General features: G+C 35.0%; 27 protein-coding genes, 2 tRNA genes and 2 pseudogenes. 18 read left to right on the top strand and 13 right to left on the bottom strand.

From position 1 onward, the window contains the following. Positions 1 to 22 precede the first annotated feature (22 nt). Positions 23 to 640, bottom strand: coding sequence for a hypothetical protein (locus ACEL90_RS05475; protein WP_423348872.1), 618 nt, complete (start codon positions 638 to 640; stop codon positions 23 to 25). Between the two features lie 179 nt (positions 641 to 819). Between ACEL90_RS05475 and rsfS the strand changes: the two genes are divergently transcribed. The 7 genes from rsfS to ACEL90_RS05440 all read left to right on the top strand — a co-directional run bounded on the left by rsfS (position 820) and on the right by ACEL90_RS05440 (position 6465). After that, positions 820 to 1137, top strand: a complete 318-nt coding sequence (rsfS, locus tag ACEL90_RS05470) for a ribosome silencing factor (protein ID WP_423348871.1) — start codon at positions 820 to 822, stop codon at positions 1135 to 1137. After that, positions 1128 to 1367 carry a hypothetical protein gene (locus ACEL90_RS05465; protein ID WP_423348870.1) on the top strand — a complete coding sequence of 80 codons (240 nt, stop codon included), beginning with the start codon at positions 1128 to 1130 and terminating at the stop codon, positions 1365 to 1367. The genes rsfS and ACEL90_RS05465 overlap by 10 nt, the downstream gene beginning before the upstream one ends. Position 1368: 1 nt before the next feature. Continuing rightward, complete coding sequence (tyrS, locus tag ACEL90_RS05460) at positions 1369 to 2619, top strand: tyrosine--tRNA ligase (RefSeq protein ID WP_423348869.1); 1251 nt, start codon at positions 1369 to 1371, stop codon at positions 2617 to 2619. A 722-nt stretch (positions 2620 to 3341) separates the two neighbouring features. Then, the gene (gene ruvA, locus ACEL90_RS05455) at positions 3342 to 3923 is read left to right on the top strand and encodes a Holliday junction branch migration protein RuvA (protein ID WP_265024512.1); all 582 of its coding nucleotides are present in this window, start codon (positions 3342 to 3344) and stop codon (positions 3921 to 3923) included. After that, entirely contained in the window at positions 3920 to 4900 is a 981-nt protein-coding gene (gene ruvB, locus ACEL90_RS05450; protein WP_015589389.1) for a Holliday junction branch migration DNA helicase RuvB, read from the top strand. The genes ruvA and ruvB overlap by 4 nt, the downstream gene beginning before the upstream one ends. Positions 4901 to 4977: 77 nt before the next feature. Beyond that, positions 4978 to 5895 carry a hypothetical protein gene (locus ACEL90_RS05445; protein WP_423348868.1) on the top strand — a complete coding sequence of 306 codons (918 nt, stop codon included), beginning with the start codon at positions 4978 to 4980 and terminating at the stop codon, positions 5893 to 5895. 63 nt (positions 5896 to 5958) lie between these two features. Beyond that, positions 5959 to 6465: a DNA-3-methyladenine glycosylase gene (locus ACEL90_RS05440; RefSeq protein ID WP_423348867.1), complete on the top strand. Its 507-nt coding sequence runs from the start codon at positions 5959 to 5961 to the stop codon at positions 6463 to 6465. A 21-nt stretch (positions 6466 to 6486) separates the two neighbouring features. On the opposite strand, the gene purF is transcribed toward ACEL90_RS05440, so the two are convergent. The 3 genes from purF to ACEL90_RS05425 are packed head-to-tail and all read right to left on the bottom strand — an operon-like array spanning position 6487 to position 10521. Next, positions 6487 to 7872, bottom strand: coding sequence for an amidophosphoribosyltransferase (gene purF, locus ACEL90_RS05435; protein WP_423348866.1), 1386 nt, complete (start codon positions 7870 to 7872; stop codon positions 6487 to 6489). A gap of 25 nt (positions 7873 to 7897) precedes the next feature. Further along, the gene (rodA, locus tag ACEL90_RS05430) at positions 7898 to 9001 is read right to left on the bottom strand and encodes a rod shape-determining protein RodA (protein ID WP_423348865.1); all 1104 of its coding nucleotides are present in this window, start codon (positions 8999 to 9001) and stop codon (positions 7898 to 7900) included. Positions 9002 to 9054: 53 nt separating this feature from the next. Continuing rightward, complete coding sequence (locus tag ACEL90_RS05425) at positions 9055 to 10521, bottom strand: proton-conducting transporter membrane subunit (RefSeq protein WP_423348864.1); 1467 nt, start codon at positions 10519 to 10521, stop codon at positions 9055 to 9057. Between the two features lie 64 nt (positions 10522 to 10585). Here ACEL90_RS05425 and ACEL90_RS05420 point away from each other — a divergent pair, with 64 nt between their 5' ends. The 3 genes from ACEL90_RS05420 (at position 10586) to virB9 (ending at position 12326) form a co-directional block, all read left to right on the top strand. Continuing rightward, positions 10586 to 10900, top strand: coding sequence for an NADH-ubiquinone oxidoreductase subunit NDUFA12 family protein (locus ACEL90_RS05420; RefSeq protein WP_182309790.1), 315 nt, complete (start codon positions 10586 to 10588; stop codon positions 10898 to 10900). Between the two features lie 2 nt (positions 10901 to 10902). Beyond that, positions 10903 to 11358, top strand: a complete 456-nt coding sequence (locus ACEL90_RS05415; protein WP_423348863.1) for an outer membrane lipid asymmetry maintenance protein MlaD — start codon at positions 10903 to 10905, stop codon at positions 11356 to 11358. A 185-nt stretch (positions 11359 to 11543) separates the two neighbouring features. Continuing rightward, complete coding sequence (gene virB9, locus ACEL90_RS05410) at positions 11544 to 12326, top strand: P-type conjugative transfer protein VirB9 (RefSeq protein WP_010082330.1); 783 nt, start codon at positions 11544 to 11546, stop codon at positions 12324 to 12326. A 3-nt stretch (positions 12327 to 12329) separates the two neighbouring features. Here virB9 and ACEL90_RS05405 read toward each other — a convergent pair whose 3' ends face one another. The 6 genes from ACEL90_RS05405 to der form a co-directional block, all read right to left on the bottom strand. Further along, the gene (locus ACEL90_RS05405) at positions 12330 to 12926 is read right to left on the bottom strand and encodes a ribonuclease HII (RefSeq protein WP_015589381.1); all 597 of its coding nucleotides are present in this window, start codon (positions 12924 to 12926) and stop codon (positions 12330 to 12332) included. Between the two features lie 6 nt (positions 12927 to 12932). Beyond that, positions 12933 to 13913: a phospho-N-acetylmuramoyl-pentapeptide-transferase gene (gene mraY, locus ACEL90_RS05400; RefSeq protein ID WP_423348862.1), complete on the bottom strand. Its 981-nt coding sequence runs from the start codon at positions 13911 to 13913 to the stop codon at positions 12933 to 12935. Between the two features lie 58 nt (positions 13914 to 13971). Then, positions 13972 to 14112 carry a hypothetical protein gene (locus ACEL90_RS05395; protein ID WP_186802321.1) on the bottom strand — a complete coding sequence of 47 codons (141 nt, stop codon included), beginning with the start codon at positions 14110 to 14112 and terminating at the stop codon, positions 13972 to 13974. Between the two features lie 381 nt (positions 14113 to 14493). Continuing rightward, entirely contained in the window at positions 14494 to 15036 is a 543-nt protein-coding gene (locus ACEL90_RS05390; protein ID WP_006279362.1) for a demethoxyubiquinone hydroxylase family protein, read from the bottom strand. Then, a complete protein-coding gene (locus tag ACEL90_RS05385; protein ID WP_015589379.1) occupies positions 15011 to 15532 on the bottom strand; it encodes a disulfide bond formation protein B in 522 nt (173 codons plus the stop codon). Before ACEL90_RS05385 ends, ACEL90_RS05390 begins: the two co-directional genes overlap by 26 nt. Beyond that, complete coding sequence (gene der, locus ACEL90_RS05380) at positions 15529 to 16854, bottom strand: ribosome biogenesis GTPase Der (protein WP_012673406.1); 1326 nt, start codon at positions 16852 to 16854, stop codon at positions 15529 to 15531. The genes ACEL90_RS05385 and der overlap by 4 nt, the downstream gene beginning before the upstream one ends. A gap of 131 nt (positions 16855 to 16985) precedes the next feature. On the opposite strand from der, the gene ACEL90_RS05375 reads away from it, so the two are divergent. Next, on the top strand, positions 16986 to 17138 hold the full coding sequence (locus ACEL90_RS05375) for a hypothetical protein (protein ID WP_423348861.1): 153 nt from the start codon (positions 16986 to 16988) through the stop codon (positions 17136 to 17138). 67 nt (positions 17139 to 17205) lie between these two features. Here ACEL90_RS05375 and ACEL90_RS05370 read toward each other — a convergent pair. Further along, positions 17206 to 18333 (bottom strand): annotated as a pseudogene (locus ACEL90_RS05370) (transposase). A gap of 148 nt (positions 18334 to 18481) precedes the next feature. Between ACEL90_RS05370 and ACEL90_RS05365 the strand changes: the two are divergent. The 4 genes from ACEL90_RS05365 to ACEL90_RS05350 all read left to right on the top strand — a co-directional run bounded on the left by ACEL90_RS05365 (position 18482) and on the right by ACEL90_RS05350 (position 20971). Next, complete coding sequence (locus ACEL90_RS05365; RefSeq protein ID WP_423348860.1) at positions 18482 to 18622, top strand: hypothetical protein; 141 nt, start codon at positions 18482 to 18484, stop codon at positions 18620 to 18622. A gap of 32 nt (positions 18623 to 18654) precedes the next feature. Continuing rightward, positions 18655 to 18870: a hypothetical protein gene (locus ACEL90_RS05360; RefSeq protein WP_255407368.1), complete on the top strand. Its 216-nt coding sequence runs from the start codon at positions 18655 to 18657 to the stop codon at positions 18868 to 18870. Positions 18871 to 19034: 164 nt separating this feature from the next. Then, positions 19035 to 19337, top strand: coding sequence for a hypothetical protein (locus ACEL90_RS05355; protein ID WP_231115838.1), 303 nt, complete (start codon positions 19035 to 19037; stop codon positions 19335 to 19337). A gap of 107 nt (positions 19338 to 19444) precedes the next feature. Beyond that, positions 19445 to 20971 carry an acyl-CoA carboxylase subunit beta gene (locus tag ACEL90_RS05350; protein WP_015589410.1) on the top strand — a complete coding sequence of 509 codons (1527 nt, stop codon included), beginning with the start codon at positions 19445 to 19447 and terminating at the stop codon, positions 20969 to 20971. A gap of 53 nt (positions 20972 to 21024) precedes the next feature. On the opposite strand, the gene ACEL90_RS05345 is transcribed toward ACEL90_RS05350, so the two are convergent. Then, positions 21025 to 21097, bottom strand: a tRNA-Thr gene (locus ACEL90_RS05345). A 247-nt stretch (positions 21098 to 21344) separates the two neighbouring features. Here ACEL90_RS05345 and mutM point away from each other — a divergent pair. Both mutM and pdxH read left to right on the top strand, forming a co-directional pair. Continuing rightward, complete coding sequence (mutM, locus tag ACEL90_RS05340; RefSeq protein WP_015589411.1) at positions 21345 to 22160, top strand: bifunctional DNA-formamidopyrimidine glycosylase/DNA-(apurinic or apyrimidinic site) lyase; 816 nt, start codon at positions 21345 to 21347, stop codon at positions 22158 to 22160. 16 nt (positions 22161 to 22176) lie between these two features. Next, the gene (gene pdxH, locus ACEL90_RS05335; RefSeq protein WP_022626142.1) at positions 22177 to 22770 is read left to right on the top strand and encodes a pyridoxamine 5'-phosphate oxidase; all 594 of its coding nucleotides are present in this window, start codon (positions 22177 to 22179) and stop codon (positions 22768 to 22770) included. Between the two features lie 3 nt (positions 22771 to 22773). Here pdxH and ACEL90_RS05330 read toward each other — a convergent pair. Next, positions 22774 to 22850 (bottom strand) — tRNA-Met (locus ACEL90_RS05330). Between the two features lie 62 nt (positions 22851 to 22912). Between ACEL90_RS05330 and ACEL90_RS05325 the strand changes: the two are divergent. Continuing rightward, positions 22913 to 23587 (top strand): annotated as a pseudogene (locus ACEL90_RS05325) (DUF4131 domain-containing protein); the annotation flags it as partial. Positions 23588 to 23635: the final 48 nt, after the last annotated feature.

The raw sequence follows: 23635 nt of genomic DNA, 5'->3' as shown, positions 1-23635 counted from the left end.
AGGACGGTACTTATCTTTCTGCTCAACCACGAGTACGCTCTGTTTTTAAATGATTTGTTACAGAAGTTTTAATTAATTTTCCATTTTTTTCTTTCTTCATCTCTTCAACAATTTTCTTTGCAACTTCCTTTGCACTCAAGTTCGAGTTATCAATTTCAAGCGAACCCTCAGGTATAAATAGCCTTTTCCCTTCAATTTTCTTTATAGCAAAATCCGGATCAGTAATTTTATTTTCCTGATATCTCTCTTCTGATAGGACACGTCTTACTAGTTTTTCATTATTACAATGTAATACTACAGAAAAAATTTCCATGTCCATTTTTTTACTTAAATTTACCACTGAGTTATATAATCTTTGGTCATAGGGATCACCCTCTATCAATTCATTTGTAAATATATAATGTTTTGATTTTACGTAGTGTTTTTCCAGTATTGCTAATACATTTTCCCTAACTGCAAAAATTTTTTCCCATAGGTCATCTGGAACTTCAGCGTTTTGTAATTTAATAATATCAAATATAATATTATTGAATAGATTATTGCTTACTATTACTGCACCAATGATTTTACACAGTTCCTTTGCAGTAGTAAACTTACCACTGCCTGGAAAGCCGATTAAGTAGATGAGAGTCTTGCCCATAATGAATACTAGTAAAAAGCTATTTTCAATTATATAAAAAGTATATACATTGTACATGCTAAAAACATGATGATAAAATAGATGCAGGTAATACCTTTAACAAGTAGTTGCGTTGAAAATAGTTCATATTTAGAAATTTTGAGTATATAATTATAAATGAATCATATAACCTGTAAACAATGCTTAGCGATATGGAATCGATAAGAAGTACAATTGAAGAGATAATAGATCAAAATAAAGGTCATGATATAGTAACTTTTGATGTGCAGAATAAAACCGTTATTGCAAAATATATGATTATTACATCTGGTGATTCAAGCCGTCACGTTAAAGCTTTAGCTGAGCACGTAATAAAAAGCCTCAAGCCACATGATAAAATAGATGTAGAAGGTATGGATGAAGGCAATTGGGTAGTTTTGAATTTTCAAGGCATAATGGTTCACATATTCAGGCCGGAAGTAAGGGAGTATTATAAAATAGAAGAGTTATGGAACTGATTGCCTGGATAGCTGGTGCACAACTGCACAAACGTTGTAATTTTGAAGGCAACTCCTGCACAGGTAGTGGTGTCATGAAAGTAGCTGACACTGGAATCCAGTTTTTCATGCAATTTCATCGAAAACGTTGTATAGTGTGCTTGTTTATAATTAAGTTCCAGTGTCTGGGCACTGGCTTCTCTATTAGGGTTACCTTCGGCATTAATGACAGGATAGACTGGAGTTTATAAAATGAAACACGCATCTGAATTTTTAAATTTCATCCAAGAAAGAGGGTACCTATACCAATGCACAAACATTGAAGGACTAGATCAATTATTATTGCAGAGCAATTATATAGTTGCATACATTGGGTTTGATTGCACAGCACCAAGTCTTCATGCTGGTCACCTAATTCAGATTATGATGCTCTGTCACCTACAAAAATTTGGTTATAAGCCGATAGTCTTACTTGGAGGTGGCACAACAAAAATTGGTGACCCATCCTTCAAAGATAAAGCAAGAAGCATCTTGCCTGTAGAGAACATCAATCAAAATACATCCAGTATAAGGAGAACATTAGAAAAAATGGTGTCTTTTAATGACAGCAAGACTGGTGCAATGATAGTAAATAACGCAGATTGGTTGGATAACATAAAATACATAGATTTTTTGCGTGATATAGGAGCTTATTTTTCTGTAAATCGTATGCTAAGTTTTGGTAGTGTGAAAACCAGGCTGGATAGAGAGCAAACCTTAAGCTTTCTGGAATTTAATTACATGCTATTGCAAGCTTACGACTTTATTGAATTAAACAAAAAATATGATTGTCGTCTGCAGATTGGAGGGTCAGACCAGTGGGGAAATATAGTAAACGGAATTGAACTTGGAAAAAAGTTGAATTTACCTGAGCTATTTGGCCTTACCATGCCTCTTTTATTAAATGCACAAGGAAAAAAAATGGGCAAAACTGAAAGTGGAGCAGTGTGGCTTGATGATAATATGCTAAAGCCTTACGACTACTGGCAATATTTTCGCAACGTTGATGATCAAGATGTTGGACGTTTTTTAAGATTGCTCACTGATGTGCCAATTGATGAGATTAGAAAATTAGAGTCTTTAAAGGATCAAGAAATAAATGAAGCAAAAAAGGTCTTGGCAACAGAAGTGACAAAAATATGTCATGGTGACAAAGAAGCGGAACTTGCACAATTTGCTGCAATTTCTGCTTTTGAGAATGAAGGTAGCTCACTACTTCCTGATTACATCATAAAAAAAGAACAAGTGGCAAGCGGCATATCCTTAGTAAACCTACTACATGACACCGGTTTTGAACCTTCAAAAGGCGCTGCAAAGCGTTTAATACAGGGCAACGGATGCAAGATTAATGATAATGTTGTAAACAATATTGATCATGTAATAAATTTCGAGAGCTTTAAAGATCAGCCATTTATAAAATTATCTGCAGGAAAGAAACGCCATATAAAAGTTGTGGTAGATTAGGTCTCGAAGTAAGAAAACAAATTTTATACAAGTGAGAAATTAGATATGGAGCAAATTTTCAAAATTCGAGAATTATGTATAAAACAACCGGAAAGATGGTGAGATCAGGTAATCTATGGCTAAGACGTCATACCGCCGCGGTATCTCTTAGCCGCTAACACGTAGCGGGATGACGGTTGTCGTTTAGCTATAAATATTAAGAAATTTACCAAATAAAAAAAAGGCAAAAGAAGCCCCGTGGTTGGCTAATTACTTACATTATACTTTCAAGTATGGCGTTTTTTTATTCTAAACACTTAATAACCGCGATTCAGCTACTTTTAAACCGCAACTAATCTAAATTATAAACGTTAAGAAATTTACTAAACAGAAAAAAAGGCAAAAGAAACCCTAGGGTAGCTAATTATTCACTATCCATTTTTTAAGCTGGCGTTTTTTTATGTTTTAAACGCTTTATAAGCGCGTTTCAGCTTATGTAGGTAGAAATTTTATAAGACATAAGGTGCACATAGTGCAAAAAATTAAACACGGAGCGCTAGATACGTGAGTTTTTTTGTCATTTAATCTGTACAGAGAAGATAAATAAATAGCTTCAGTGCTTATGATAAGGGGGCTGGCGGAGTTTGTCAAGTGGTTTTTTAGCCACGTTTCCCTGTTATAATGTTCGTTTGCTTGACCTAAGATCCAGGAGTATTTAAACTGAACCCTATACAGTGCTAAAAATGATAGGAAATCTAAGCGGAATAGTTGATGAAGTGCGCAGTGATCACATAATCCTGAACGTGAATGATGTTGGCTATATGGTGTATCTTTCAGCCAAAACTTTAAGTGCTTGTGCAATTGGAAGTAGAATCAAATTACTTATCGAAACCTATGCAAATAACAGAGAAAATGTCGCTCAGCTATATGGTTTTATAAGCAAAGAAGAACAGCAGTGCTTGAGGTTGCTTGTCAAAGTAAGCGGCGTTAGCTATAAAACTGCAATGTCAATTTTGAGTAAATTAACTCCAGAACAGCTATTTTTGGCAATTATGAATGAAGATAAAGTAGCACTCAAGATGAGTGGACTTGGCTTGAAACTCATAAATCGAATCATCACTGAATTGAGTGGCAAAGTAAGTAAACTAGAAATAAATAACAATAACTTTAATCCAATTAATGAAGATGCCCTTTCAGCATTGATCAATCTTGGGTATGAAAAAATGAAAGCTTATGATACGATAAAAAAAATACAAGACGAATCGTCAAACCTGGACACTAAGGACATTATTCGCATGGCGCTTAAGGAGCTCTTAACATTATGAAATCAATATCGTGCGGTAAAGAATATACTGAAGATGTGCGCAATATTAACATCAGGCCTGAGCAACTTGATGATTTTGTCGGGCAAAAAGACTTAATACAAAATTTAAAAGTGTTTATAAACGCTGCACAGACGAGAACTGAAGCTTTAGATCACGTTTTATTATATGGTCCTCCAGGGCTTGGTAAAACAACTTTAGCACAAATTGTTTCTAAAGAATTAAGAGTTAGCTTTCGCGCAACTTCTGGTCCTTTACTTAGTAAAGCTGGAGATTTGGCCGCAGTGCTTACCACTTTAAATGCAAAAGATGTTCTATTTATCGACGAAATTCATAGATTAAATCGCAGCATCGAAGAAGTTTTATATACTGCTATGGAAGATTTTTGCCTGGACATATTAGTAGGTGAAGGTCCATCTACTCGCACTTTAAGGATAGATCTACCACCATTTACGCTAATTGGAGCAACAACGCGGCTTGGATTACTTTCTGCGCCACTCAGAGATCGTTTTGGCATTCCTTTGCACCTTGAGTTTTATTCTTTTGAGGAGCTAGTCGATATTATAAAAAGAGGCGCAAGAGTTCTTTCTGCTGAAATTGAAGAGGGTGCTGCGCGGGAAATTGCCTGCCGTGCGCGCGGCACTCCAAGAATTGCTTTGAGGTTACTCAGAAGAATAAGGGATTTTGTTGAAGTGAAAGATGATAAAAAAATTACTTATGAAGTCGCTGATTCTGTATTACTAAAATTGGGTGTAGATAAAATGGGACTCAATAAACTTGATATGAATTATCTAAGATTTTTATTCAACACTTCAGGCCCTGTTGGAATTGACACCATATCTATTGCGCTATCCGAAGATGTTGGCAATATTGAAGAAACAGTAGAACCTTATTTAATCAAAATTAGTTTTGTAAAGCGCACACCAAGAGGGCGCGTTCTAACCGATCAAGCAAAGGAGTATTTGAGCTTTCAACATTAAACATCATAATTTATATTGACTAATTGGCGTGGTATCTATATGCTAACATTTATATATTAAAAATAATGGAGGCATATATGTTAACTAATAGCACTGAAACTGTGTCTTTAATTGAAACTTCTTCTAATCTAAATATCAGTCCTTCTGATAATAATTCGATTTCGGATACTAAAAATGTACCTAAATCAATACTAGATGAGAATGTACCTAAATACGTCACTCTTAATAATGCAGAAGAATGGAATGAGTTCTTTGTAATGCAGAACAACACTTCTACTAATACCACTAATAAAAAGAAACCAACACCTTATATTCATAAGGATAGTAATGGTATATATACATATACTGCTCGGGATGAGAATAAATATGGTGGTAAGAACATTATAGGCAAAGTTGCTGAACAAATTAAAGAAGCGATATCTAAAAATATAGAAAATAATGATATAGAATTTATAAAACTTAAAGAAAGCAAAAATGAAGATAATATTATTGAGCCTGCCGTAAGAATTGCGATGGGTAGTAATACAAAAGAAATAAGCATGAGTGACATTCTAAATAACGATTTGTGCAAACAATATGGCGTGAAAGCAATTACATTATTGCTACCTCAAAGTAAAGCAAGGGGGCTACGTTGCCGGGTTGATGAACATGGAACAAGAATTTATGAAGTAGCTAATGGGTCATATCAAATGACTTTAAAGTGGAATGCTCAAGGAAAAGAATGTAATATTAAAATTAATATTCATGATAATGGCTCCGTAGAACTTATTGAGGGTAATGGTGTTACTATGGAGCAATTAGCTGCACATAAAGAAGCAAAAGTAGGAAGGCAATATGAAGCAAAGCCTTTACATGAAGCATTAGCATCACAATTGCCACAAACACAATTACAAAAAAGCTCTGAAGAAGTAAAATTTTTGGAGCAACCTTCAACAGATGTAACAGAGAGCACAACACAAAAACATCAAGCTCCTGCTGCTCAAATGAGTAAGTAAGAAAAAACAAAAGTAGTAATTAGTATAAGTTGCTTGCACCTGCAAGTAACTTATACTCTTATAATGAGCAACATAATACTACCAAGAAATTTCTACGAGCGGCCAACTTTGGTTGTAGCCGGGGAGTTACTAGGAAAGATGCTGAAATTTTCTAACTTTAGTGGAACGATAACTGAAGTTGAAGCCTATATAGGAATGAGTGACCCAGCTTGTCATGCAGCAAGAGGCTATACTAATCGAACCTCAGTAATGTTTGGTGTGCCGGGGTTTTCGTACGTATATTTTATATATGGAATGTACTACTGTTTAAACATTGTAACAGAAGCAGAAGGGTTCCCAGCAGCAGTGTTAATACGGGGATTAAAGCTTATTGAACCACTTGAAGCAAATTTAGGTGGACCAGGAATATTGTACAAAAGATTAAATATTACAAAAGAACATAACAAACAGGACCTTACTATAAGCCACGAATTTTGTGTTTATGAATCCCACCTCAAACCAGATTATATTTGCACTCCGAGAATCGGAATTAGTAAAGGCCAAGAGAAATTTTGGCGGTTTAAGATCTGAGCTCCAGTGATCTTGCGTAGACTATTTGCCAATCGGATAATCACCAGTGAAACAAGCATCACAATATTGTGGCGTAGCATTGTTACGCTTTTCTGCTTTAACAGCCTGATATAGTCCATCAATACTCAAGAAGGCTAGGCTATCTACTCCTATAACTTCCTTAATTTCCTCTACAGATTTATTTGCAGCAATTAAATCTTTGCACTCTGGTGTATCTATTCCATAAAAACAAGAATGCTTAATTGGTGGGCTTGAAATTTTGAGGTGAATCTCTTTTACTCCTGCATCCTTTAGCATAACTATTATATTTGTTAACGTACTACCACGCACTATACTATCATCTATTAAAATTATGTTTTTACCTTTCAAAGTGTGCTTATTAGCATTGAATTTTAATTTTATTCTAACTTTACGTACTTCAGCGGTTGGTTGTATAAAAGTTCTTCCTATGTAATGATTACGAATTATCCCCAGTTCCATAGGTAACCCTGAATGCTTTGCATATCCAATAGCTGCAGGTATTCCAGAATCAGGTATTGGTACAACCATATTTACATTGTTTCTTGGTGGGCTCTCTTCTGCAAGTATTCTTCCTATTTCTTTTCTTATATCATATATGGACCTATTCTCCATTATGCTGTCTGGTCTCGAAAAGTAAACGTATTCAAAAATACAAAAACTTGATTTTTGCTGTGGGAAAGGAAACATTGAGGCTAGCTTACTATCCGAACTGATGGTAACTAATTCGCCTGGTTCTATTTCTCTAACAAACTCTGCATTTATTATATCAAGAGCACAAGTTTCAGATGCAAGAACGTAAGAACCGTTTAACTTTCCTAAAACAAGGGGCCTGATTCCAGATGGATCACGTACTCCAATAACTACTTCTTGATTGATTGCCACAAAAGAATAAGCACCTTGTATTTGCCTTAATGCATATATAAAACTCTCTAAAAAGCTATCTTTTTCACCGCTTGCTGTCAGATGCACTACTACTTCTGTATCAATATCTGACTGAAAAACGCACTCTTGTTTAATTAATTGTTCGCGTATCGGAGAAATATTAATTAAATTACCATTATGTGCTATGGCAAAATCCCCAAATTTGCCACTTTTGCCAAACATGGGCTGCACTCCAAATTTACTACCACTTGTTGAGTATCGAACATGACCTATTGCACAATCTCCAGGTAAGGATTTCTTTATTTCATCTATATCATCAAATACGCTGCTCACTTGACCTTGAAAGTGATAAGAGTGCAGCTTATCGTTGTTACTGGTTACTACGCCAAAAGACTCTTGACCTCTATGCTGCAAAGCGTGGAGAGCAAGTATAGAGTTAAAAGCAGCACTTTGGTTGCAACTTATGCCAAATACCCCACACTCCTCACGCATTTCATCTAGCATAAAAACTATCAAGTAAAGTTTAATTTTACTTTAGCATAGGTAAAATACAAGCATTTTGTTGTTCATCTGCTTTTATTGCCAGCAATAATCCTATGCATATCAAGCTTGCAGCAGTTGTACTTCCTCCATAGGAAAGAAATGGCAATGGGTCGCCTATCACAGGTAAGAGGCCCATTGTCATTCCGATGTTTATAAAAAAATGAGCGCTAAAAAAGGCGAAAATGCCGATAGATACCGACTTAGAAAAATAATTTTTCGACTTATAAGCGATAGAGAAAATTATGCCAAGTAATGAGGTATAAAGCAAAATTAAAGCCATGCTACCTAAAAAGCCCCACTCCTCACTCAGCACTGCAAAAGCAAAATCTGTACGCTTTTCCGGCAAAAATCCAAGTTGAGTTTGACTTCCGTTAACAAAGCCCTTACCAAGCAAACCTCCTGAACCAATAGCTATTTGAGATTGCTGCGCATTATAACCTATTCCAAGTGGATCCACTGATGAATCCAAAAACGACAATATCCTTTGCTTGTGATAAGGACGTAAAAAAGGCCAGATAGCCGGTACTGCAAAAATGCCAAGAGTTCCACATATTACCGAATGAGATCTTTTTATTATTGCTGTGAATATAATTGACATCCCTATAAGTAACATTATTACAGCTGTGCCTAAATTAGGTTGCTTTAACACCAAGAACACGGGTAAGAAAATAATTATAAGTGCCTTAAGCAATCTTTTAAATTCCATCATTTTATACACACTCTGCTTATCAAAATAGCGAGCAAGCGCAAGTATTAAGCCTACTTTTGCAAATTCTGATGGTTGCAAACTGATTGATCCAATTCTTATCCACCTTGTTGCACCCATTATGTGTGAGCCAAAAAAATTTACTGCTAATAGCGAAATCGCTGCTGCTATATAAAAAAAGTAGGCGTGCTTCAAATAAAAATCTAGCTCTATGAATGACATAGCTATAGCGAGTAGGAAAAAGAAGGAAAATATGACTATTTGGTGAATTGCAAATGGTACCCACTTTCCTCCAGCAGAAGAGTATTGAACAACAATGCCAACGCAAAACAGCGCTATCACGTTAATGACTAACAACCAATGAATCTTCTTCAGTCTATCCACAATAAAGACCTTATAACCTTAAAGTATAGTAAAATATAAAACAAAGATAAAAATCAAAAAACCAACTTCTCAACTACTAACCGAATTGGAGTGCTATATATTCCAGTCACTATTGTTAAAGCTGCCATAAACAATAGACAGAAAAGCATAGGAAATGGCACATCATTAATTTTGCCTAGTGTCATTCTAGTGCGTGACGTTGCATCATTTTCAAAATACATTTTCTCTATCATCTTCCACATGTATATTAGTGCAAGAAAAGAACCGGCAGCAAAAGCTATCAGGGAAATCCACGCGCGAGATTCGATAATTGCTTTCATTATATACCACTTGCTTACAAAGCCATTTGTTAAAGGCACACCAATTAATGCTAAACTGAGTAGAGTGAACGCAAGTGCTGTATAAGGCATTGATTTCTTGAGTCCCGATAAATTCTCTATTTTTGTTGTATCAAATTTGTAAGAAATACATCCTGCAGCCATAAATAAAGATGTTTTTATTATGCTGTGGTTTACTATGTGAAGAATTGCTGCAAATACACCTGTTTTTGAGTTAAAACTCAGTGCTAAAATTATATAACCAATTTGGCTAATACTAGAGTGAGCAAGCAGTCTTTTTATGTCTTTTGCGGTTATTGCAAATATCGACCCAAATACAATAGCGCAAAGTGCGAGGATAATTATCACATTGTCCAGTAGCGGCTTAAACAAGAAAAAATTTTGATGAAAAACAGTATAAAAGATTCTGATGAAAACATATATCATCACTTTTGTCACTGTGCCTGAAAAGAATATGCTAATGAAACTTGGCGCCTTACTATATGCATTAACCAGCCACCTGCTTAATGGAAACAGTGCCATTTTGATTGAGAGACCAACAAAAATGAACAACGTGCCAAGTTTTATGATGTTGTTATCGTATAATGGAACTATTCTTTCAGCCATGTCAGACATATTGAGCGTTCCAGTCATTGAATACAAGAGCCCGATGCCAAATAAATAAAATGTTGCACCTATTGTTCCACTAATTAGATATTCAAATGCTGCAACCAAGGCTTTTTTATCCCTTCCCATTGAAACTAATATATAAGAAGAAAGAGATGAAATTTCCAAGAAAACGTAAAGGTTAAATATGTCGTTTGTTACTAGAATCCCGAGCAGTCCGCTTAAGCACAGTAGAAATAGAGAGTAAAAACCAGTGATTTTGTTTTTGCTAATCTCTTTTTCGTTAATATAAAAGCTATAAAGCACACTAATCAGCGCTATAAAATTCACTAGGGTTAGAATTAAGGAATTTAACACGTCGATTCTTAACTCTATTCCATACGGAGGAGCCCAATTTCCAAGGTGATAAGTTATAATTTCACCTTTATATGTTTTAATGAGTAGTATTGATGAAATGATAAGAGTGATTGTTGTTGCAATAAAAGAAATAAACCAAGATACCTTGTGTTTCTTGGCAAGAAAGCAAAACATTGATGCAATTATTGGGATAATAACTTGTAAGATTGGTAATTGCATTAAATTGTTGTTAATATATCGTTAAAGTATTAGTATATATAATACTTTTTGTTTTAATACCCTTATGTTATCTAAAATTTGTAATGCAATAAAACGCCTATTACGAAGAGAAGATAAATTTGTAGGAAGAGATGAAAATGGAAATTCTTACTATGAATCAAGTAAAGGAAAAAGGTGGGTTATGTATAGCAGTGTTTCTGAGCCTACAACAGTGCCTCCGGAATGGCATATATGGCTTCACTATACTGATAATGTAGTACCAGTTAATAATAAAAAAAGAAAAGTAAAACATACTCCTAATTTAACGGGTACAAAAGGTGCATACTATCCAAACCAAAAAGTGAAAAATTACTATAAAAGCTGGAGTCCTGATAACTAAAGATGCGAAGGTCAAATATACTTGAAATAACCGCTGGATTATTTGTATTAATTTTCACTATTTTTCTGATTTTCTTTGCTATTGATAAGCTATCTTACATAAAGAAAAACTATAAGGATTGCAATAAAATATATGGTCTTTTTGCTAACGCTAACGGTATAGGAGTTGGTGATAGTGTCAAGATCTCTGGTGTGGACGTTGGAAGCATAACTGGTGTATCACTTGACAAAGCTACCTACGTAGCACGAATCGACATGTGTATAAGCAGAGACATAAAATTGCCAATTGATAGTTCAGCTCTGATCACTAGCAGTGGAGTTGTTGGCAGTAAATTTGTTAATATATCACCTGGGTCAGATATTAAACTAATCTTGCATGGTGGTAAAATAGAGTATACTCAAGCTGAAGCAAATATGAGTGGAATAATGGACAGAATTCTTGGTATGTTTACAAAGTGAAAATGGCAGGATTCCAAGTATATCCGTTCAGGTAAAGCCTCCTGTAGTTCTAAAGTATTTAAGGAGTTTGCCTTATTTCTTGCCTTTTCTACCGCTTGCTTTGGGGTTTATAGTATAGAAAGTGCCTTAATAGTTGCAGTGCATGTCTATCAATGATAAAATGAAAATTAATTTATTTTGATATTATGATTGGTTTACTGTTTGCCGTACTGTTGTTCCTCTGTGGTAGTGATGCACTTGCAAAACAGGAGCCACGTTCAATAGCTGGAGATAATCACATAAAGGTGATAAATTATAACCCACAAGCTATACATAAGTATACGGGTTTTTATGGTTATCAGTCCAGTATATTGTTTGAACCAGGGGAGGTAATACAAAACCTTTCAATGGGTGATTCAACTGGTTGGCAACTCCTTCCTCAAGGTAATAGATTGTTTATTAAGCCTATAGATGATATTGCCGATACTAATGCAACTATAATTACCAATAAAAGAGTTTATTACTTTGAACTTCATGCTGAAGAAGCAACTGGACTAGATGATCCAAGATTAGCATATGAAGTAAGGTTTCTTTATCCACTATTTAGCAGTGATGAGATTTACACAACAAATAACGGTGATATCTTCGAACAAGCTAGTCATACCATTATTCCTGATATCAATGATATTGAAGTTGTAAAGAAGGGATTAAATTTTAATTATTCCATCTCGCACGTCAAAGGTAGTCAGTCAATAATACCAATTAAGGTTTTTGATGACGGAAAATTTACATATCTACAATTCAATAAAATAAACTCTGATTTTCCGGCAGTTTTTATGGTTGATTCTGCAGGATATGAGTCTTTAGTAAATTTCCGTACAGTTGATAACTACCTAATAATCGAAAGGGTAAGTTCAGTGTTTACCTTAAGGAATGGATCGAGTACAGTTTGCCTATTTAATGAAACCATACCTTTCAAAAAAGGGTAAAGGCTATAATGCCCGAGATATGGGTGCAAAATTTTTTCTATGATGTTCTGTAATTCCATAAAGGCCAATAGCGTTAAGGTGCTCTTTTGTCCCATATCCTTTATTTTTATACCAATTATATTCAGGATGCTTATTGTGCAATTCTTGCATAAGCCGATCTCTCGTAACTTTTGCAACGATTGAAGCTGCTGCAATTGATGTACTCAAATTATCACCATTTACTATGGATTTCACTTGCCATTTCACTTCAGGTGGTTGATTACCATCAACTAGCACATAATCTAATTCTAGGTCCAAGTCTATCAACGCACGTTTCATTGAAAGTTTTGTTGCTTGCAAGATATTGTATGAATTTATTTCTTCTACGCTTGCCATTCCTATACCAAATTTTGCAACGGATATTATTTTTTCATATAGGACTTGCCTACATTGAGGAGTCAACTTTTTCGAGTCGTTGATTCCATCAATAATTGTATTTCTATCAATAAACACTACAGCTGCGGATATTACTGGACCAGCTAGCGGACCTCTTCCAACTTCATCCACTCCTGCTATCACTCCTGATAATTTATTTTCTAATGTAAAGTCTGGGTATTTCATAGGTTTTTATAATAAGAAAGTTATAGTAAAAACTGAACAGATAATAGAAATTATCCAAAATTTCACAACGATTGCATTTTCTGACCATCCCTTCTTCTCAAAGTGATGATGTATTGGTGCCATAAGAAAAACTCTTTTTCCTTCTCCATATTTAAACTTTGTATATTTAAAATATGATATCTGAATAATAACAGATAGAGTCTCTATTACAAAGATTATTCCAATAATGGCAAAAAGCATTTCTCTTTTAATTAGGACACCAGTTAACCCTAAAGCCGCACCTACCGACAAGCTACCAACATCACCCATAAATATTTTTGCTGGATGTGTGTTAAACCACAAGAAACTTAGAATAGCTCCTATAAATGCAATGCAGAATAAAGTAATATTCATATCTGCCTGAGTTATATATGCAATTAGCCCCAAAAAAGCAAAGGAAGTGATAACTTGAGTTGCAGCAAGGCCATCCAAACCATCTGTGAGATTCACAGCATTAGAAGAGCCGACAATTACAAACGCAGCAAACGGAACATATAGATAGCCAAAATCTATTATTACTCCTTTAAATAGGGACGTTTTTGTAAAACATTCAGCAGAGTATAGCTTAAGTATAAACACACCAACCAGAGCAACAATAAACTGAATAAGTATTTTGGTTTTTGCACTTAAACCTCGATAGTGATTTGTCTTCAATTTTAAATAATCATCAATAAATCCAAGTAGAGCAAAAAATAGAGTTATCAATATCAGCAGCAAAATTTCTGGTGTTAACTGAGCCCAGAGTAAAATTGGTAATAAAGAAGAAATCAGTATTATTATTCCGCCCATAGGTGGTACATTCTTTTTTGTTATTAAATGACTTTCTGGTCCACATGATCTAATTGGTTGCCCATCTTTGCTTATTTTTTTTAGAAGCTTTATAAAATAGGGAAAAAGAATAAACCCAAAAACAAATGAGGTAAAAAATACTTTTGTAGCTAAGATCATCTGCTTACTTAAATTGACTAAGTGTCATACCACCTATAGCTAATAAAGTCAACTTCTGTCATCCTATAGCCTGACCCACAACTGTACGAACATTGTGATTTGGGCCCATCAGTAGGGTGTCATCCCAGTCTGGAATCCACAACTGTACGAACGTTGTAGTTTGGACCACCAGTGGGGTGTCATCCCAGTGCCCAGACACTGGTTCTATGCAACTTAATTAAAAACGTTTGTTTTAGTGTAAGACAATTACCTTTATCTTATCAGCTCAGTTATAAGCTAAATTTCTGGATTCTAGACTGGAATGACACCATTTGCTGTGCAATTTACCTTCAAAAATGAATGTTCGTACAGTTGTGAACCTGTGGCAGGTATTACATAAGAGCATTTCCCTCTTCTAAATTAAAACGCACTTTTGCCTCCTTTGCAGTCTATACTTTAGATGTATTTAATTTACCAATACTAATTATTTATTAATAATGGTGATATGTAAATATAGTTATAAAATAATTGTTACACTTGAATTCCTTCCTGGTTTCTGTTGTTATCAGAACATTTAAAACACTTTAAGAAAGCTGCTTAGTTAAATTAACTTAGACAAGTAAATAGCAGTTTTGCAGCCTGTTTTTATGAATGATGATAAAATGTTGTAGCCAAATGCGCTTTCAGCATTGTGCTGAATTGCAATATCTTTGTGCTCTAACTCCTCGTCGCGAAATTTACTTATAGTTTCTCTTAATTCCCCATCTTCTAAATGTGAAACTTGCTCTTTGTAGTGCTCCCCGATAACTTCTTCAACTGCAGCAGTGCAAGCCATAGCAGCTTTTTTGCCCATAATGGCAGTTGCAACGCCAAGCGACACTCCTAAAACACGCCAAACAGGCAACAAAACAGTAGGACGAACTTTTTGCTCTTTGATTTTCTCATTAAAATAGTGAAAATGCTTTTTTTCCTGCTCTTCCATTTCAATTATTTCATTGATTATAGAAGATTTCTTAAGAATAAATTTTTGACCAGAATAAATGCAAATAGCTCCATATTCTCCAGCGTGATCTACTCTAATTGCCTGTTGCAAGAACTGATTGTTGCTATACCTTAAATTATTTAGATTTCTTTCTTTCTCCACAATACACCTTACCTGATACGAACAGAGCTACTATGAGATAAATTAGATTCCATGTTGCTAAGGAAACACCTAGAACGTAATGAGGTCTGTCACAAGATGGAGAGTAATTAGGATTTAGTAGATTATTTCTGAGCTCTTCTATACTAACGTTACCACTTGCTTGCTCTGTACAACCTAAAACATCATGAAATAAGTGGAGTTCAAGACCTATATGATAAAAAGATATTACTGCACCTATGAGGTAGCTGCAAAACATTGCATAGATTAGAATTTTGTTGTCTTTAAGCATGCACGCTACTGCAAGTAATCCGGCGATATAGTAAACTATTCGCTCGTATGTACATAACTTGCATGGCAGCATGTTGAAAAAATATTCTAGCACATATGCAAAAATTAGAGCAGCGGCACTCGACAGCAGAAAGATTGCAGGAATTCTGGAATTATTACACATAACTTTAAGTAAATTATCCCTGAAAGTATAAAGCAGAGTATTCATTTTACATAGGGATTTTTATTTTTTTTCAAAAGCAATCTAACTGGCACACCGTCTGCAAAGAAATTTTTTCTGAGATCATTAATTAAATAGCGTTTGTAACTTTCATCAACACTTTCAGGTATGTTACATATCAAAGAAAAAGCTGGAGGTTTAGTACCAATTTGAGCGATATACTTCATTTTAACTGCTTTGCCTTTTACAAGAGGGTGAGAATGTTTTCCTACAGCATCTATGAGCCACTTATTCAGTTTTGCAGTGCTGATCTTCTTGTTCAAGGATTCACTCACTTCAAGACACTTATCTATCACATCACCGCAGCGCATGCCTTTTAACGCAGAAATTGTTATAGTTGGCACTTCCAAGAATAACCTGGTTACTTCCTGTTGTTTGACAAATTTTATTAACCTGCTTCTGTCATCCTTACCTATTAAATCCCACTTATTTAAAACAACAATAATCCCTTTCCCTCCCTTAATTGCAGCTTCACCAATTGATAAATCCTGCTGCTCAATACCAACTAGGGAGTCTAGCATTAAAACTACCACATGAGAGCGCTTGATTGATTCCATGCTTTTCTCAACAAATCTTGATTCTAAGCCATCTACAACATTCGCCTTTCTGCGGATTCCGGCAGTGTCAATTAGAGTAATTAACTCTCCATCATGATCATATGTAATATCCACAGAATCACGTGTGGTACCTGGCTCTGAACTTGTTATTAGTCTGTTTTCTGCAAGTAAACCATTTAAAAAAGTTGATTTTCCAACATTCGGACGGCCGATGATCGCGATCCTCAGCCTACTCAGTTCATTGTTAGGTAACTCAGTGTTCTCGTTAAAATTTTCAATAACACCAGCTAATGCATCATAAAGATCAACCATGCCAAGATTATGCTCGGCAGAGATATACACCGGGCCAAGAAAATCAAAAAACTGCAAATAATCAACATTTTCGGATTTATGACTCTCGCATTTATTTGCTATCAGTATCACAGGTTTATTTATTTTTCTCTTCAGCCACTTTGCAAACTCTTTATTTCGCTCATTTTGCACTTTTGCGTCAACAAGAAAGAAAATTATGTTTGAACTGGATAAAGAAAACTCTATTTGCTCAATAACTTGCAGTGAAAAACTAGTTTGGTCGTTCCATCCTCCTGTATCTATAACTTTAAACTCCAAATCGCTAATTCTCCCCATTCCCTCTCGCCTATCCCTTGTCACTCCTGGAATGTTACTCACTACTGCTGCTTTTCTTCCTACTAATCTGTTGAATAGGGTCGATTTTCCAGCATTTGGTAGGCCTACTATGGCGATTTTTAGCATAATTCAAGGGCATGTTCTATATGAAGTAAATTATAACCGAAACTTTTCAATTTAACTATTGACTTCGTAGATTATATAAGCATACTACAGTTAGAATTTTTTTATTTCGTTATGTAAAATATGAGGTAGTTATGCTAGTGTCAGAGCAAATAGAGAGTGTAGATAGAGAAGAATTAAAGCAACAAAATCATATACATAAAGATACAGAGTGTTCGGAAGAGACGACAATATATGGGCATATTAATCAACATATGGAAAAAAAACATCTCAAATACATTGCATGAAATATATGATGCTCTTATGTCATATAACGAATCGGAACAGCCAATGACGTCAACTTAAGAACTTTCATTAGCAAATTCTCCTAAAGACATGATGGCGTTTAGGCTTATCTACTTTATTGCGGCTGTCCAGGTCGGATTTTAACTTTAGCGCGTATACTTAAAAAGGGCTTGAAAGTTTTTTGGCGCAATAAGTACCTGATAGAGTTTCTGCCTCATTGCACCAAATAAAACTGAAAAATTTAAACGATACTCAGTAATTTGATCTGGGTTCCAAGGCCCTTGTGCATCACATATATGAAGCGATAATATATTGCACATGACCAAGTTTGCCCAAAATTCTTGTAATACAGCCTCTCCAGAAAAATTCTCTAACTCTGCTCCTACCTTGAGTCGTTTCCTCTATGTGCCACCTTAACACATAAGCTTTGCTCCAAAGTCTCGGTCAAAAACTCTGTTTCTCAGTTGGCTAATGTCAGCACTATAACTCTTACTTTCTGTCCTTTCATTTTATTTTTTAGCTTTTCATTTTCTAATATAAAATCAAAATCTAATTCGCCAGCGTTCCCATAGCTTACTATAATTTCTTTTTTGCAAGCGAAAAATAAAATCTACTTCCAAATCATAATGCTGCTGAATGAATTTTACTGAAGACGATCATAGATAAATAATAATTTCTCTTGATTTAATAAACGCATTTGAGTGATAACTTCGGGTAATTGCTCTGCCGCCAACGTTTGTTCACCTATATTCCAAGCTGCAAGACGAGCACTACAAATCAGCGAAGTACACAAATCAACAAACAAATTGCCAATGGTGCCTGTTGTTCCATTTGGTTCAAACTCGGATACAATTTCTCCAGAGCTGGGTAATCTCATACCAGAACCATCTGCTGCAATAAGTCTATAGCCTCTCCAACTCAGGTTCATCCTGATAGGCTGTTTGGATGCTTAAATTCTTGAAAGCCTGTATGGCAAATCTTATATCTTGCTTTAGAAAAAGCTTGCTTTGAGGGTACATGTCAATGGCTCCATAAGTTCACATTCTATTCCCAAACTTTTTTTAACTAACTTTAAAATCATAGAAAATACTGTCGAAAAAGCTTGTTCGTGTAAAACTCAACACAATGGATTTTCTGAAAAGTTTTCGAGTATATTATATTTTTAATTTGTAGAATAAGGTTTTTTCCTTTTTGCATGTTTCACCTAAAAAAGACACATTTTAAACTTTTTTGTTGCAATAAAATAGAAACAAAAGTGCTGTTTCTTGCACTCTTTGGATAATTTAATGATAAAAAATTTAGAGAGAAATTTTATACACTATCGCTGATATTTTTCCTTAAGTTGATGCCATTGTGTGAACACTTACCTAATGATGAAGCTATCGAAAACATAGCAAAGAGACTTCAAAAATCTATAGACGATGCAAAAAAGCACAAGGTCATGTTTAGTGTTGATGTATTCCAAGGAGAAAAAAGTCATCAATAATAGATTATTCGATACTGATCTTATACCACCTCATGGAGCAAGATAAAAATGTTACTGAGACTGGAAAAGAAAAACTACGGCCTCTTATGTTAGAAATGTTTAATCTAGTTTCAACAGGCACTGATGTGAGCCAAGAAGTTCGGAGATTATTGCCAGAAGATATACTGAAAGAACGCGGCGAATATTTGTCACGTCTAAAACAAATTGTAAGTGATAGTATTGAAAATGACAAAAAAAAGAAATTGTAGTAGAAAGAGATAATAAATTTTATTATGTACAGTGTCCAGAAAAAAGTGTGATCACTCCTGCAAAATTTATGAACTCCCCGGAATTTAAGGACTTAGAATATGGTGCATTGCGAATAGGAGAAGGAGATAATCTAATCTGAATAAAAAGCTGGCAATATCATGATATGCAAGGCAAAGTAAAAATGACCTTTAGGGTAGGCGATGAAAAGATCGAAATGATTTTATCTTCTGAAAAAGCTGAAAGTTTTGGTAAAATAATGGTACATATGGATGACAAAAGTTGTGAAATCTTCTCAAAGTACCTAAAAGAGCTAGAAAAAGAACCTCGTATAAGCAAGGTTGTTGAAGCTGCTAAAAGTTTTGCACAAACAAAAAGCAGTGCAGTTAGTCCACCTCTTTCTAATATGAAAAGTGTTGACACATCGCAACATTTTCAAAGTAGTGACCATGAATCACCAGAGCATTAACAATTATCATACATACATTGTTGCATATAGCAATAGTGTATGTGTATAGTTAGTAGGGTTTGTAAACTTAATAAAGTCTACAACTAATTTGAAAATTACTTTATTGTATGCAAGACTTTAAAATACTAGAAAATCTAAAAACCAAAGCACTAGAAGCTGAAAAAGGAGGCGGTTCTGACAGGATTACCAAACAACATGAAAAAGGGAAATTAACTGCTAGAGAAAGGCTCAGTATATTGCTCGATGAAAGTTCTTTTGCGGAATACGATAAATTCGTAAAACATCATGCAAATGATTTTGGCATGCAAAATGCTAATTTTTTAGGTGATGGGGTAGTGATTGGTCATGGTACTATTTATGGCAGAAAAGTTTTTGTTTATTCTCAGGATTTTACTGTCTTTGGTGGTTCACTTGGTGCGTCACATGCAAAAAAAATATGCAAAATTATGGATATGGCAATTAATGCCAGAGTTCCAATTATCGGACTAAATGATTCTGGTGGAGCCAGAATTCAGGAAGGAGTAAATTCTCTTGCTGGTTATGGAGAAATTTTTCAAAGAAACGTAAATGCATCGGGTGTTATACCACAAATTTCTTTAATTATGGGCCCATGTGCAGGAGGTGCAGTTTATTCCCCAGCATTAACTGACTTTACTTTCATGGTGAAAAACAGTTCATATATGTTTATAACCGGGCCAGATGTAGTAAAAAAGGTTACCTACGAAGATGTAAGTTTCGAAGACCTCGGTGGAGCAAAAATTCATACAAGCAAAACAGGAGTAGCGGATTTTGCATTCAATAATGATGTTGAAATGCTGCTAAAAATGCGTGAATTCTTTACTTTCTTACCAGCAAATAATCAAGAATCACCAAAATCTGCACCAATCTGTAATGATGTTGACGACATTGATGAATCCTTAAACACTCTAATTCCTACCAATCCTAATACTCCTTATGATATGTATGAACTCATTGAAAAAGTTTGTGATGAAAGGAATTTCTTTGAACTGAAACCTGATTTTGCTCGTAATATCATAACTGGTTTTGGTAGAATTGGAGGAAATACTGTCGGTATTGTTGCAAATCAACCTATGCACCTTGCAGGATGTTTGGATATTGATTCTTCAAGAAAAGCTGCGAGGTTTGTAAGGTTTTGTGACGCATTTAACATTCCGATCATCACACTTATTGATGTTCCAGGATTTTTGCCGGGTACAAATCAAGAATACAATAATATAATACAACACGGAGCGAAACTGCTTTACGCTTACGCTGAAGCGACCGTGCCGAAAATTAGCCTTATCACTAGAAAAGCGTATGGTGGTGCATACATTGTTATGAATTCGAAACATCTAAAAGGTGATATAAATTATGCCTGGCCAACTGCTGAAATAGCTGTGATGGGCCCTGAAAGTGCAGTTGAGATTATATTTCGACACGAAAAAGATCAGCAAACGTTAATTAAAGAATATAAAGAAAAATTTGCTAACCCATTTTTTGCTGCATCATATGGATACATTGATGACATTATAGTGCCAAGTAAAACAAGGTATCACTTTTGTAAAGCATTAGAGCTACTCAAAAACAAGAAGGTAGAAAGGATATGGAAAAAGCATGACAACTTACCTCTGTAACTTTCTTCTAAGCCTTGCTTACAAGTTATGCAATATTATAAGTATAATCAGTGTGCCGTTACCAAGACTCGAACTTGGGACCTCGTCATTACCAATGACGTACTCTACCACCTGAGCTACAACGGCAAGTTTATATATTATGATAATGAATAACACAAAAAAGAATAAGGAAAAAGAAGAGGAGAAAAAAAGATTAGCGAAAGCTTTAAAGCAAAATATTTTGAAAAGAAAAAAGCAGCAACAGAGTAGACAGAGAACCCTTTCAAAACTCGTTTGTGGTGAGGAATTTTTAGGAGAAAGCACCGCGGAATACTCGAATGTATTTGAGAACGACAAAATTACCATCAGAAACTTAAGTTTTGAAGGAGGTATCATGCCAGAACTACCGGAAGTGGAAGTAATCTCTAATTTTTTGCTTGATAAAATTAAAAACAAGCAAATCAGTAATGTTATAGTGAATAATTGGAATTTACGTGCCCCAATAACAAAAAATATTGATGATATGCTAAAGGGCAAAGTCATACGCAACATCAAGCGTAGAGGTAAGTATACCATCTGGAATACAGATGGTAGTGTGGCTGTAATCATACATCTTGGCATGAGCGGAAAGCTTATATATGCTGACCACGATCAAATGCGGAATAAGCATGATCACGTGGTATTTTTATTTTCTGACAATACTTCAATAATTTTTAATGACCCAAGAAGATTTGGATTAGTTATCGTTTTAAATAAAGAACAAGAAACGGATTTTTTTAGCGATTTTGGAATAGAGCCCCTCACGGATGAATTCAGTGGAGACTATTTACAGGAGTTGCTGAAAAACAAAAAAGTGAATATCAAATCAGCGTTAATGGACAATAAATCAATAGTTGGCGTAGGCAACATATATGCTTCTGAGAGCTTGTTTAGAGCCTGTATATCACCACTCAGGTCAGCAAAAAACTTGACCTATAGAGAGTGCGAAAAACTTGCTGCTGAAATAAAAAATACTCTGAGTGATGCAATTGCTGCAGGCGGTTCAACACTGAAAGATTATGCACAGCCATCTGGATCTGCTGGATACTTTCAAAATAACTTTTACGTATATGGTAAAGTTCAAAAACCTTGCAAGATTTGCAATAATATCATAACACTTATACGACAAAATGGCCGTAGCACTTATTTTTGCAACGCGTGCCAGAATTAAGATTTTATTTTTTGATATGATATTTTCACTTGAAAAAGATCCATTTGATTTGTTTTCAAAGTGGTACAAAGCAGTACTTAATTCTCCGTGTGAACAACCAACTGCAATGACGCTAGCAACTTGTAGCAAAGACTGTATTCCATCTGCAAGAGTGGTATTACTAAAGGAATATAGCAAAGAAGGTTTTGTGTTTTTCACTAACGTAAACAGTAAAAAAGGGAAAGAATTGACTGAGAACCCCAAAGCTGCGTTAGTGTTTCATTGGATAGAATTTGCTAGGCAAGTGCGAATTGAAGGAGAGGTTAAACTTCTAAACGATGAAAGAACTGACAAATACTTCTCTTCTCGAGCGCTGGGTAGTCAAATTAGCGCATGGTGCTCAAAACAATCGAGCATTCTGAAAGATTGGCAAGATTTTGAGCAAGCTATAAAATTGAAGGAAAAAGAATTTCACAATACACAAGTTTCTCGTCCTGATTTTTGGGTGGGATTTTGCGTAATCCCAAAAGTAATTGAATTTTGGCAAGAAGGTGAATATAGGAAGCATATTAGATTTAGATACACTCTTGTTGAGGGAAGCGATTGGAAAGTGGAACAACTATATCCTTAAAAATGGTTGCGGGAGTAGGATTTGAACCTACGACCTTCAGGTTATGAGCCTGACGAGCTACCGAGCTGCTCCATCCCGCGTTGTTGCTTATTTAGTTATTATATATACAAATAATGAAAAAAGAAAAATAAAATTTCACCACATGCAAATATCGACACACTTATTAACTTTTCTTGACATAATAGTTAGTTATATACGTAACAATCTGCGCAATGAACAATATAACTTGATACTGTGGTTTCCTGTTTTTCAGTGTGTAGGAATTCTAACCTATTTTTCCCTAAGTTTTGAACCAAGCTGCATATCTATTTTTCTTTTGCTTTTACCCACACTAATTTTGATTGCAATATTGCATAAAAGGTACGCGATATTGTGTATCGCTTTAATTGCAGTGCTCATAGGATTTACAGCTAGTAAATTAAGAACAGCTTTAGTTGATACTCAAATTCTTGATAAAGAGAGATATGTAAAAGATATCGTTGCCACAGTGAAGGATATTAACGACAGGGGCTCATATAAACAATTTCTGCTTTCTGTTGAAAAATCCCCTACTATCTCAAAATCCTCTCCTGTCATCCCAGTACTTGATACTGGGATCCAGAAAAAAAAGATATGGATTCCAGCGTCACGCGCTGGAATGACACCGGATAGAGCTCTAGATAACATCAGAATATCAGTTAGAACCAAAGTGGAAAAAGGCATTAAAATAGGCGATCAAGTAAAATTATCAGCAAAACTCTTCCCTCTAAAGATTGCGCCCTCGGAGTATGCATACGATTTTGCAAGAATAGCATATTACCAGAAAATAAGTGCAACCATACGCGTCAAGTTAAGGAAATAAAGGTATGAAAGAGATAGAATAATA

This window comes from Wolbachia sp. wLmal (assembly GCF_049435495.1).
Lineage (GTDB): Bacteria > Pseudomonadota > Alphaproteobacteria > Rickettsiales > Anaplasmataceae > Wolbachia > Wolbachia pipientis.
The sequence above is the reverse complement of the archived record's forward strand: the minus strand, read 5'-3'. Positions and strand labels throughout refer to the sequence as shown.

Coding starts and splice junctions, on each gene's coding strand:
- ACEL90_RS05475 (WP_423348872.1), bottom strand. CDS start 640: ATGGGCAAGACTCTCATCTACTTAATCGGCTTTCCAGGCAGTGGTAAG.
- rsfS (WP_423348871.1), top strand. CDS start 820: ATGCTTAGCGATATGGAATCGATAAGAAGTACAATTGAAGAGATAATA.
- ACEL90_RS05465 (WP_423348870.1), top strand. CDS start 1,128: ATGGAACTGATTGCCTGGATAGCTGGTGCACAACTGCACAAACGTTGT.
- tyrS (WP_423348869.1), top strand. CDS start 1,369: ATGAAACACGCATCTGAATTTTTAAATTTCATCCAAGAAAGAGGGTAC.
- ruvA (WP_265024512.1), top strand. CDS start 3,342: ATGATAGGAAATCTAAGCGGAATAGTTGATGAAGTGCGCAGTGATCAC.
- ruvB (WP_015589389.1), top strand. CDS start 3,920: ATGAAATCAATATCGTGCGGTAAAGAATATACTGAAGATGTGCGCAAT.
- ACEL90_RS05445 (WP_423348868.1), top strand. CDS start 4,978: ATGTTAACTAATAGCACTGAAACTGTGTCTTTAATTGAAACTTCTTCT.
- ACEL90_RS05440 (WP_423348867.1), top strand. CDS start 5,959: ATGAGCAACATAATACTACCAAGAAATTTCTACGAGCGGCCAACTTTG.
- purF (WP_423348866.1), bottom strand. CDS start 7,872: ATGCTAGATGAAATGCGTGAGGAGTGTGGGGTATTTGGCATAAGTTGC.
- ACEL90_RS05425 (WP_423348864.1), bottom strand. CDS start 10,521: ATGCAATTACCAATCTTACAAGTTATTATCCCAATAATTGCATCAATG.
- ACEL90_RS05420 (WP_182309790.1), top strand. CDS start 10,586: ATGTTATCTAAAATTTGTAATGCAATAAAACGCCTATTACGAAGAGAA.
- ACEL90_RS05415 (WP_423348863.1), top strand. CDS start 10,903: ATGCGAAGGTCAAATATACTTGAAATAACCGCTGGATTATTTGTATTA.
- virB9 (WP_010082330.1), top strand. CDS start 11,544: ATGATTGGTTTACTGTTTGCCGTACTGTTGTTCCTCTGTGGTAGTGAT.
- ACEL90_RS05405 (WP_015589381.1), bottom strand. CDS start 12,926: ATGAAATACCCAGACTTTACATTAGAAAATAAATTATCAGGAGTGATA.
- mraY (WP_423348862.1), bottom strand. CDS start 13,913: ATGATCTTAGCTACAAAAGTATTTTTTACCTCATTTGTTTTTGGGTTT.
- ACEL90_RS05385 (WP_015589379.1), bottom strand. CDS start 15,532: ATGAATACTCTGCTTTATACTTTCAGGGATAATTTACTTAAAGTTATG.
- der (WP_012673406.1), bottom strand. CDS start 16,854: ATGCTAAAAATCGCCATAGTAGGCCTACCAAATGCTGGAAAATCGACC.
- ACEL90_RS05375 (WP_423348861.1), top strand. CDS start 16,986: ATGCTAGTGTCAGAGCAAATAGAGAGTGTAGATAGAGAAGAATTAAAG.
- ACEL90_RS05365 (WP_423348860.1), top strand. CDS start 18,482: ATGCCATTGTGTGAACACTTACCTAATGATGAAGCTATCGAAAACATA.
- ACEL90_RS05360 (WP_255407368.1), top strand. CDS start 18,655: ATGGAGCAAGATAAAAATGTTACTGAGACTGGAAAAGAAAAACTACGG.
- ACEL90_RS05355 (WP_231115838.1), top strand. CDS start 19,035: ATGCAAGGCAAAGTAAAAATGACCTTTAGGGTAGGCGATGAAAAGATC.
- ACEL90_RS05350 (WP_015589410.1), top strand. CDS start 19,445: ATGCAAGACTTTAAAATACTAGAAAATCTAAAAACCAAAGCACTAGAA.
- mutM (WP_015589411.1), top strand. CDS start 21,345: ATGCCAGAACTACCGGAAGTGGAAGTAATCTCTAATTTTTTGCTTGAT.
- pdxH (WP_022626142.1), top strand. CDS start 22,177: ATGATATTTTCACTTGAAAAAGATCCATTTGATTTGTTTTCAAAGTGG.